This is a genomic window from candidate division WOR-3 bacterium (assembly GCA_011052815.1).
In the GTDB taxonomy this organism is placed as follows: domain Bacteria; phylum Hydrothermota; class Tepidihabitantia; order SM23-42; family SM23-42; genus DRIG01.
Genome location: DRIG01000033.1, coordinates 1 through 10,239 on the forward strand (window position 1 = coordinate 1; position 10,239 = coordinate 10,239).

Below are 10,239 nucleotides of genomic sequence, written 5' to 3' on the forward strand. Positions count from 1 at the left end.
AACCGGGTGGAAAAACCACTCGCCTGTTTCGGTAAAATGGCGGAAATGTCGCCTGGCAAAGACAGCACCTCTGGCCACTGGGAACTTTTCGGAATAATTCTGAAAAAACCTTTTCCCACCTATCCTGGTGGTTTTCCTGAAAGCATCATCAAAGAGTTTGAATCAAAAATAAAACATAAAGTGCTCGGTAATATTCCTGCATCCGGAACAGAAATCATAAAGCAACTCGGTGAAGAACATTTAAAGACCAAAAAACCCATTGTTTACACCTCAGCCGACAGTGTTTTCCAGATCGCCTGCCATCTTGATGTCTTCAGTCTGGACGAACTCTATCACTTCTGTGAAATCGCGCGGGAAATATTAAAAGGAGAGCATGCGGTAGCACGGGTCATTGCACGCCCCTTTGCAGGCAAACCGCCTGATTTCTACAGGACAAAGGAGCGGCGCGACTATTCACTTCCTCCACCCGAGCCCACACTTCTTGATATTGCAAAGAACAGCGGCCTGGAAGTCATCGCCATCGGTAAAATAGACGACCTCTTCAGCCACCGCGGCTATACCGAATCCTATCACTCGGTGAATGATATGGAATGTGTCAACCTGGTTTTTAAAGCGATGGATGATGTGGCGGAAGGACTGATTGTCGCCAACTTTGTCCAATTTGATATGGATTGGGGACACCGCAATGATATTGAGGGATTTAAAAAGGGACTGATTGAAATTGATGAAGGTATCGAAAAAATCGTCAGTCGCATTAAGAACAATGATATGCTCTTTATAACAGCCGACCATGGCAATGATCCGACTACGCCCTCGACGGATCATTCCCGTGAATATGTTCCGATACTCGCTTTAACCTCACGATTAAAGGGTAGAAGTCTGGGAATAAGAAATTCATTTTCAGATATGGCGAAGACCATCGCCCGATATTTTGAACTCGAAGGAATAAAAAATGGGAAAGACTTCCTCGAATACTGTCTGGCATAGTAAAAAACTCTCCAAAGAGTTGATAAAAGCGGTGAAGAAAGCTGTAAAATTCGCTTATGCGCCGTACTCCAAGAAATATGTAGCCGCGGCTTTGTATTGTAACAGTCAGAAGATATACACCGGTGTCAACATCGAAAACAGTGCGTATCCCCTTACTATGTGTGCGGAAAGAACAGCACTCTTTAAAGCGGTATCCGAAGGTGAGAGGGCATTCAAACTGCTCCTCCTCTATTCGCCCCAGATTGAATTTATTCTTCCCTGTGGAGGTTGTCTTCAGGTCCTCAGTGAATTCGCGCCTGAGCTGATGGTCGTTACGATGAACAGCGACCTGCAGTTCAAATTCTATCCTCTGAAGCAGTTGTTGACAAAACCGTTTAGATATGTAGATATAAACAAAGGAATTTAGTATGGATTATTATTTAAGTATCTTCATCCGTAATTTAAAAAAGGAAGATTTTTTTAAGCTGACCGACACCTTTGAACGATTCTCAGCACAAATCATTCAGGCGGAAAAGGATTTGATTCTTGGAAAGAGCGGCGATATAAATATTCTTTCCTGTCTTTTAAAAATCAAAGAGAATTTTTCTGAAGCCCGCATGGGGTTTTCCCGTTATCCGGGACTTGCAAAAGGGCTTTCCAAAATAGCACAATTCGGAGAAATTCTGATTTCAGAAGAGATCGAGCAGCAGATAATCGACAGCTATGAAATCACCTCTCTAGGAATGTTGTCGATCGAAGGGATGTCGAGTCAGATCCTTGTCTGCAAGGTGGAAAATCCGACCGGCGAGATGAAATTCCCCGAACAGAAGAAAGACGGCTTTATGGTCTCACGTAAAAATGAGATTGAGGCGTTGAAGAATCTACTGCGTGTTTCAAATGCAGTATTGGTGGTCGGGCCTGTAGGCAGCGGTAAAACGACATTCTTCGACCAGCTGATCGCCGGATGGGATGATAAAAAGATATATCGGACGTTCTGTCCTTCTTACAGCATAGGTCGCACCCTGAAACCGATTACAGATATCGTCACCCAGATTCTTGAGATAGATGAGCTTGAAGGGATCGAAAAGAAACAGAAGATCATTGAAAAAAGATTGAGAGAACTCGATATTATAGATATAGGAACATCATATCTGGCATTACTGGATTTTCTTGATCTAAATGAAGAAGAGTCCATCCTGGAAAAACTTGAAATTAAAACGCGTGTCGAAATCATCTCCAACAGCATTGCGGAAATAGTCAAGAGGATTTCCTGGAACAAACCGGTCGTCATCATCATCGAAGACATAGAAAATATGGACGCATCTTCGGTCCATTTTATTCAACAATTGATCGTAAAACTGGTCGAAGAAAAAGTCTGTTTCATATTTTCTTCTTCGATCGCCCAGGTCAATGTAACCGGCCTTAAAGAATTCGAATTGAGAGATATCGAAAAGAAATATCTGGAACAGATTATTGAAGAAGTAACCGAGGAGAAGTTACGGCTGCCACCTACCACCCCCTTTCACGTACTGCAATACCTCTTCCTGTTTCAGGAAGAAAAAAAGAAGTATATCTATAATCAGTATAAAGGAGAGGCGGCTCTCTCCGCCTTCAGTCTGCCTTTCCATGATATGCGGACCGTAATCAAGAGAAGAATTGAATTATTGGATGATGCTGAAAGGGAATTTCTCTTCAGCCTCGCCGTAGCCGGTCTTGAAATAAATCCCGAAGAACTACCCGTCGATAAAAAAAGCCTCTCTCTCTTCGATCTTTTCGTGGAACGTAATTTTCTGAGAAAACACTTCAGCATCTATGTCTTCATATCTTCACTACTCCACGACGAAATTTATAATTTGGTTCCCGACAAAAAGGCGCGCCACGAACGCCTTGCCGATTATTACCGGCGGATTCAGGGGTATGAAGAACAGGCGGCGTTCCACTATCTAAAAGCGGAAAATCACAAAAAGGCAATAGAATTTTTGATGAAATCGGCGGAGTTCGCGATTCAAAAAGGCGGTTATGAATCTGGCATAGATTATTACAACCAGGCGCTCGATCTGTGTCAGCGTCAAAAAGACGCCGCGGATCTGGAGATTCTAGTTGCCTTGAATGAAGGGCTTGCCGATGTCTATCGTTCGCTGGGAGACGAAGACAAGGCGCTGAAGTACTACAAAGTCGTACTGGACAGTTATAAAGAAATACTGAAGGAATGATCCTTATTCTACTCCTGCTCCTCTCCCAGGAGCAGGGTCTAAAACCCCAAGAAGATAGTCTACAGCAGAAAACCGAAAATAGAGTGGAATACCGTGCAGAGAAGATCGTTTATGATATCGACAGATCAATAGTAATACTGTATGACTCATCGACCATCTTATATAAAGACATTGAGCTGCGGAGTGACAGCGCATACTACCATATCAAGACCGATCAACTTGAGGCTTTCGGCAACTGTGATTTAAGGCAGGTGAATGATTCCATCAAAGGAGAGTACCTCCGTTACAATATAGAAACCAAAAAGGCCGTGATGTACAACGGCAGGACCCAGATCGATAAAGGTTTTCTCGAAGGGAAAAGGATCTACTGGATCGACGAACATACTGTGAATGCATATCAAGGTAAATATACGACCTGCAGTGATTCACCGCCCCATTATTATTTCTACTCACCCAGGATGAAGATCTATCTGGGAGATATGGTGATCGCCCGGCCTATTGTACTCTTTGTCGAAGGGTTCCCTGTTCTCGCGGCGCCGTTCTGGTTCGTACCGATATCCTCAAAGAGAAAATCAGGGCTGCTGCCGTTCAAGGCGGGGAATTCCCGGAATTACGGCAAATATCTCAGGGGGCTCGCTTATTATCTCGTCATATCTGATTATGCCGACGCGACCTTTCAGATCGACGCCTTTGAAAAAAAGGGGATAATGCCCCAATTCGAAGGAATATGGAACTTCGCTCCTTTTTCAAAAGGAAATGTATATGGTTCGTATATAAAAGAGACGGATACGCAGACCCGGCGTTATGAGCTCGAGCTTCGTAATAATTCCGAATATTTTCTGTTCGGTTCGAACTTTAACTGTGATTTAAAATATGTCAGTGACAACAGCTATCGTCAGGACTTCACCGACACCACGGTACTCTGGCTTGAAAAAGAGATTCTCTCTCAGGCGACGCTCGCCCGCAGTATCGGTGCTTTAAAGAATACGATATTTTATGAAAGAAAAGAAACATTCATCGATACCTCTGCAAGCACCATCGAAGAGAAAATCCCTTATTATACCTTAAGTACGCCGTCGAAAACATTGTTCTCCCTGGTAAGTTACTCTTTTTCCGGCCACATCAACCGCAATCGCACCATAATCGGCGACAGCACAAAGGAAGCCGCCGGTGCAAATATCAACACAACACCGGCGATGCAGCAGAACATCTTGGGGTTGTTCACACTCTCACCCCATCTGAATATGGATCTTGCCGTATTTGATAAAGATACAAGCGGTGAAAGATTTCCGGTGAGATTCGGATATTCATTCGGAGCGAATGCCGGGACAAATCTCTATCGGCTTTTTAATATTGAATTTCTCGGCGTCCATGGAATATTGCATAAGGTTCTTCCGAAAGTCTCTTACACATTTACGCCGGACTTTGATTTTGACAGATTCCCTCTGGTGCCGGGTATCCCCGGTTTTACCAAAACCAACAGCATCGGTTTTGGAGTCGACCAGGTATTTGAAGCGAAGATCGGCATGAAAAAAGAGAAGAAAGTGCTTGCCCAGCTGGGAATATTCAGCGGCTATAATCTTGATACCGACAGCCTCAGCGATATCACCTGGAGACTGGAATTACCTTATAATCCGTTTCCGACACCGATAACAACATTTACATCCAATCTCAACGGCTCCGTAGATCCCTATACCTATGATTATTTTTATACGATAAATAACTCGATAGGTTTGAAGACGGAATTCTTTTCCCTTAATTTGAATCAACGATATACAAAGGACGATATTTACCAGATATGGCTCAACGGCGGTCTCAAACCGACTCCCTACTGGGTGATATCCTATTCAGCACGTTATGATTGGGACAAGAAAGAGTTTGTCGATTATCGATTCGGGCTGACCCGCGATCTCCACTGCTGGGAGGCCGTCTTCAACTTCAATCAACTGGGCGATGCCTGGCGTTATGATTTTGAAGTGAGGATAAAGGAAATCCCTGATGTAACGATCGGAAAAGGCTTGCTCGGGTATATTCTGGAATAAAAACCGACTATTCGAAAAACTGATCGCGGTTGTCTTTGATCTCCTGGGGAGTAAAGACTTTCATCCATATCTGTTCCAGGCGCACCTGACGCTTCATCTGAAGATACGTCAACATTGTAGAATCAAAGGGACTTACTTCCTTTTTATCACAGCGAACTATATATCCTGCCCAGTCAAGCATAAGGGGACGCGAAATCTGTCCCTGTTCCAGGCCGAAAACCAAACCGGCGACTTCACCGCCATAGCGAACCTGGATCTGTCCCAGATTTATGTCACGACTGTAACTGAAATAGAGCAGAGTATCCCGAGCAGCAACCTCTTCCATGGCTGTTCCGCTGACCAGTTCCTCATAAGCCCGCTCAAGTCTATCCTTAACCGTCTCTTTCAAGAGTTCCCTTTCCATTGTGGCTTCCACCTTTCCTTTTATTTTCTCAAATGCGGGATAATGCTCTGGAATCATAGAATCAAGTGTAAAGAGATAATAGCCGCCGATACTGCTGAACGGTCCTCCGACCTCGCCTTTCTTCACCTTTGATAAAAACTTCCTCAACCTCTCTTTGTCACGAACCGGAAAGGTCAAATTCTCGACCGCGATGGCATGGGTGGAACTCACAGGCAACTCGATCTCCGCGGCAGCCGAGTCAAAGCCTATCTCCTGGGCGGCTTCTTTAAAGGAAATGATTTTGTCATTAATCTCACCCCTGGTCGTGGCGGATACCTCGATATTCGCCCGTACTTTATAAACAAGTCCTTTACGGACGCGTTTTATCACTTCAAAAGCGCGGGACGCCTGGATAATATCTGACACCTCTCCGTCTTTGAGTTTTTTATAGACCCTCATTAAATAAGGCTTCAAACCAGCTTCTCCCTCAAAACTTATTACAATCGAGGTATCATCAGAAACCTCTCTGGCGACCGTAAGAAAATCCTCACCCTCTTCAATCCTCAAGAGAAAATCCTCAAGCCGCTCCCGGGCATCCAGGGAATCATAATGTGAAGGCCTTTTTTGGAAAAATACATATTTCAATACCCTTCGTTCCGGTTCTTTGAACTTTTCCCTGTTCTTTTTGTAGTAGGTACGCAGATCCTCTTCGGAAAGATTCAGGAGACCGCGCGCCCGGTAAATGGGAATGCTGAGGCTGGCGATATTGTATTTCGTCGTCTGTTTTAAAACTTCAATACTGTCTTCATAGGGTGAAACCCAGCCGAATGTTGACAATAAAGAACGGATTTTTTCTTTAGGGATTTGACGACGCAGATCACTCTCATAACTCAGCAGCCAGGAACGACTCTGAGGTGAACGTAACAACTCATAGTATTTGTTGAAATCGAACTTTCCATTTTCGTCCTGCATATACTCGGATTCATAGATCGCCTGCGGAGGATTACTCTTTATCACCTCCCACAACTCTTTATCATTTACCCCTACTCTTTCCTTTCTGACCAAATCCTGCCACATAAACTCTTCAATCATCAAATTCCAGATATCTTCACTGGATGTTCCTCTTTGTTCCTGTTTCTTTGATTCATAGAATCGAAGATATTCCCGGTATGATATGGGTGTACCGTTGATCTCCGCGATATTCGTCTCTTTCTGTTCTTTTATTCCCATTATATTAAAACCCCACTGGAAAAATATCAAAGCGGCGAATCCCGCCAATACGATAAAGAGAATGATACGCGTCTTTTTTCTCAAAGTTTGCATCATGGTAATAACCTCCTTACTGATTTTGTCTTACAAATATCTCAGAAAAACCGTTCATTCTTTCAATACCGGTAATACGGCATTACCATTCGGGATGACGTAAGCCTTAAAATCGTCACCACTCTTTTTTTTAATCTCATTGATCCCCTGGTTTATGTCATTCAGAGGAATAAATCCCATCCGTTTAAGTATCTCGGGTTCAAGTTCGGAAAGCACATAAATCCTGTGTTCTTTCAATATCTTAGCCGTAACAAAAGCCCGATGTCCTCCGATCTCTATTCTTTCCCGGGGATAATTTAAAAGACCATCAATATCATTATTGAGCATATAATCTAAAAATTTTTCATTTCCAAAACCATCTTGGCATTGAGCGACAAGTATAAAAGCACCGCCTTTTTTGGCGGCGTTCAATGAATTGTTCACGACCTTGTGGCTCAAGAAAAAATTTCCGTCTGCAGGATAACCACCCGGTGATGTAATCACACAATCCGCCTTTTGGTCAATAAAAGATCTGCGTTGAGTGAGAAAAAATTCAACGCCTTCCTTAAATGCGTACTTCATATCGCCGCAAAAGACACGGGCGGTTGATCTATCAGGGGTTTCGACGACGTTGAAAATATAATCAATGCCGAAAAGGTGTGCCGCTTCAGCCATTTCTCGGGCGATGATATTATTCTCCATATTGCCGGGTAATATATTGTCCTCCCTTAATTTACTGTGGTTCTCTCTTATCGTTTCATAACCCGCGATACCCGGGAGAATCGATTTCCTGCCACCTGAAAAACCCGCTAAATAGTGGAAGTTGATCTTACCGGTCGCAATGACGAAATCCGCCTGCCTGGCCCTTCTGTTGACCAGTACTTCCAGACCGGTCCCGGTCTTTCCCACAGAAACCAGTTCGCCACGACAGTCATGGTTTACAAAGTTAAAATCCGCCGTAATTCCGCCGTACAATCTTCTATTATCTTCAGGGCTGTGCGGTTCATGGGTACCAAGGGCGACGATAAACTCGATGTTTTTTTCGTCAATACCGGCGTCAATGATCTCCGCTGCAATGAATTCCAGTATTCGGGGATAATCGGTTATCGAGCGTTTTTTATCAGACACCAGAACAACCACATCACCGGGTTTGTTCTGGTGTAATAACTTTTTCAAACGCGGTCTGCCGATCGGGTTCATAATGCTCTCTTTAAAAATATCGTCCAGAGGCTCCACAGGCTTGTTTTCCATCTGTAAGACCCCTAACAAATTATCAGGGGGTAGTTCCAGCTCAACCACGCCTTTTCCATATTTCAACTGCATACGCTATTTTACCTAAATATCAAGCGGTGTCAATATAAACTCAAATTTGGAGCATTGACTTATAATAGAATCAGGAGTATAATAAAGTATGATAAACCTCAAATTATTACGGGAAAACCCGGAAATCCTCCGCAAAGCGATCAAGCACCGTGGTGAAGATATTGATCTGGAAGAGATAATCCTTCTGGATAAAAAAAGACGGAACGGTATAACCGAACTTCAGGAATTGAAGAAAAAACGGAATGAGCTGTCAAAAAAAATAGCGGGCATGAAACATCGAGGCGAAAACACCGAAACCCTTGTCGAGGAAGCAAAAGGTCTTGCAGACAGAATCAAGGAAATGGAAAGAAATCAGAAAGAACTGGAAGAAAAGTTCGAGCGGTCACTGCAGTGGATTCCCAACATTCCCCATAAGTCGGTCCCTGTGGGTGAAGATTATAAAGCCAATAAGTTTATCAGAGGTCTCAAAAACCCTCCGAAATCGGATTTCAATGTCCTGCCCCACTGGGAGATCGGTGAGGCTTTGAACATCCTTGATTTAAAGAGGGCGGCGAAGATTTCCGGTTCACGCTTTATTCTCTACAAAGGGGTAGGCGCTCAACTGGAACGGGCATTAATAAATTTCTTTCTGGAACTCCATACAAAAAAACACGGCTATACAGAAGTCTTTCCGCCGGTTCTGAATACGAGTGGGTGTCTCTACGGCACCGGCCAATTACCGAAGCTTGAGTCTGATATGTACCGATGCGCTGGCGAAGACCTCTATCTCTGCCCCACGGCTGAAGTTCCGCTAACCAATATCCATCGTGAAGAGATCATCCCGGAAAAGAAACTGCCTATCTCTTATGTGGCGTATTCCCCTTGTTTTCGGAGAGAAGCCGGATCCTATGGCAAGGACGTGAAAGGGATAAAGAGAGTTCATCAATTCAATAAAGTGGAGCTTGTAAAATACACCACACCGGAAAAAGGTTATGAAGAATTCGAAAAACTGTTGAGCGACGCCGAAGAAACCGTCAAACTGCTGGAACTCCCTTATAGAATCATGCTCCTGAGTACCGGCGATATGACATTCGCCTCAGCAAAGACTTATGACATCGAGGTCTATGCACAGGGAATGAAAGAATGGCTTGAGGTATCTTCGGTCAGTATCTATGAACAGTACCAGGCGCGCCGTGCGAATATCCGTTACCGCAAGACTGAAGGCGGAGTCGATTATGTCTTTACGATGAACGGCTCGGGACTGGCGACACCGAGGATCTTTATCGCGCTGCTGGAAAACAACCAGACCAAGGACGGCCGTATAAAAATCCCCGAAGTGCTGCGTCCTTATATGGCTCATAAGGAGTATATTGAATGAAAAAAAATCCAATCGTTGAAGATATTATAAAGACAGGAGTGATTCTATATAGAAAGAACTATATCTATGCAACAAACGGAAATATCAGCGTAAGGGACAATAACAGTGTCTTTATCACTGCTACGGGGTTGTGCAAAGGAGAGTTAAAACCAGCTGATATACTCAAGGTGAGTCTGGACGGTGAGGTCACAAAGGGTGAACCGTCGATTGAATTAAGAATGCATCTCGGCATATATAAAAGCAGAAAAGACGTCAATGCGGTCATTCTCGCCCATCCTTTCTTCACCAACCTTATCGGCATTCAACCCGGGGCGCTGAATCTTGGAGCATTACCGGATATGGAAAAGCATTTAAAGAACATAGACTTTATTCCCAACATCAAACCCGGCTCCCCGGCATTGGCTAAAGCCGTGACAAATGCAATAAAAAAAACAGACATCGTGGTGATTCACCGCTACGGCTGCGTGACCGTTGGCGAAACCTTAAATAACGCAAGATATAAACTGGAAAGGCTGGAATACCTTGCGAGATTTCTGGTCTACAAACAAATCATCTTTTAACGGAAAGTTCCTTGACACATAATTTTTTTTATCTATAATTTATATATAAAAATATAATTAAGGAGGACTGATGAAGAACATATCAAGGTCATCC

General features: G+C 43.7%; 8 protein-coding genes. 6 read left to right on the top strand and 2 right to left on the bottom strand.

The genetic code is table 11. The features are described from left to right. The 4 genes from ENI34_03105 to ENI34_03120 form a co-directional block, all read left to right on the top strand. A partial coding sequence (locus ENI34_03105) for a phosphopentomutase (GenBank protein HEC78114.1) occupies window positions 1-987 on the top strand: 987 nt, incomplete at its 5' end. After that, window positions 953-1,393 carry a cytidine deaminase gene (cdd, locus tag ENI34_03110; protein ID HEC78115.1) on the top strand — a complete coding sequence of 147 codons (441 nt, stop codon included), beginning with the start codon at window positions 953-955 and terminating at the stop codon, window positions 1,391-1,393. The genes ENI34_03105 and cdd, both read left to right, overlap by 35 nt. Window position 1,394: 1 nt before the next feature. Then, window positions 1,395-3,179 carry a tetratricopeptide repeat protein gene (locus tag ENI34_03115; GenBank protein HEC78116.1) on the top strand — a complete coding sequence of 595 codons (1,785 nt, stop codon included), beginning with the start codon at window positions 1,395-1,397 and terminating at the stop codon, window positions 3,177-3,179. Then, the gene (locus tag ENI34_03120) at window positions 3,176-5,221 is read left to right on the top strand and encodes an LPS-assembly protein LptD (protein HEC78117.1); all 2,046 of its coding nucleotides are present in this window, start codon (window positions 3,176-3,178) and stop codon (window positions 5,219-5,221) included. Before ENI34_03115 ends, ENI34_03120 begins: the two co-directional genes overlap by 4 nt. A 7-nt stretch (window positions 5,222-5,228) precedes the next feature. Here the strand turns inward: ENI34_03120 and ENI34_03125 are convergent, their stop codons facing one another. Continuing rightward, window positions 5,229-6,929, bottom strand: coding sequence for a hypothetical protein (locus ENI34_03125; protein ID HEC78118.1), 1,701 nt, complete (start codon window positions 6,927-6,929; stop codon window positions 5,229-5,231). A 51-nt stretch (window positions 6,930-6,980) separates the two neighbouring features. After that, the gene (gene larA, locus ENI34_03130) at window positions 6,981-8,228 is read right to left on the bottom strand and encodes a nickel-dependent lactate racemase (protein HEC78119.1); all 1,248 of its coding nucleotides are present in this window, start codon (window positions 8,226-8,228) and stop codon (window positions 6,981-6,983) included. 88 nt (window positions 8,229-8,316) lie between these two features. Here larA and ENI34_03135 point away from each other — a divergent pair, with 88 nt between their 5' ends. Next, the gene (locus ENI34_03135; GenBank protein HEC78120.1) at window positions 8,317-9,585 is read left to right on the top strand and encodes a serine--tRNA ligase; all 1,269 of its coding nucleotides are present in this window, start codon (window positions 8,317-8,319) and stop codon (window positions 9,583-9,585) included. Beyond that, window positions 9,582-10,145, top strand: coding sequence for a class II aldolase/adducin family protein (locus ENI34_03140; GenBank protein ID HEC78121.1), 564 nt, complete (start codon window positions 9,582-9,584; stop codon window positions 10,143-10,145). The genes ENI34_03135 and ENI34_03140 overlap by 4 nt, the downstream gene beginning before the upstream one ends. Window positions 10,146-10,239 lie beyond the last annotated feature (94 nt).

Coding starts and splice junctions, on each gene's coding strand:
- cdd (HEC78115.1), top strand. CDS start 953: ATGGGAAAGACTTCCTCGAATACTGTCTGGCATAGTAAAAAACTCTCC.
- ENI34_03115 (HEC78116.1), top strand. CDS start 1,395: ATGGATTATTATTTAAGTATCTTCATCCGTAATTTAAAAAAGGAAGAT.
- ENI34_03120 (HEC78117.1), top strand. CDS start 3,176: ATGATCCTTATTCTACTCCTGCTCCTCTCCCAGGAGCAGGGTCTAAAA.
- ENI34_03125 (HEC78118.1), bottom strand. CDS start 6,929: ATGATGCAAACTTTGAGAAAAAAGACGCGTATCATTCTCTTTATCGTA.
- larA (HEC78119.1), bottom strand. CDS start 8,228: ATGCAGTTGAAATATGGAAAAGGCGTGGTTGAGCTGGAACTACCCCCT.
- ENI34_03135 (HEC78120.1), top strand. CDS start 8,317: ATGATAAACCTCAAATTATTACGGGAAAACCCGGAAATCCTCCGCAAA.
- ENI34_03140 (HEC78121.1), top strand. CDS start 9,582: ATGAAAAAAAATCCAATCGTTGAAGATATTATAAAGACAGGAGTGATT.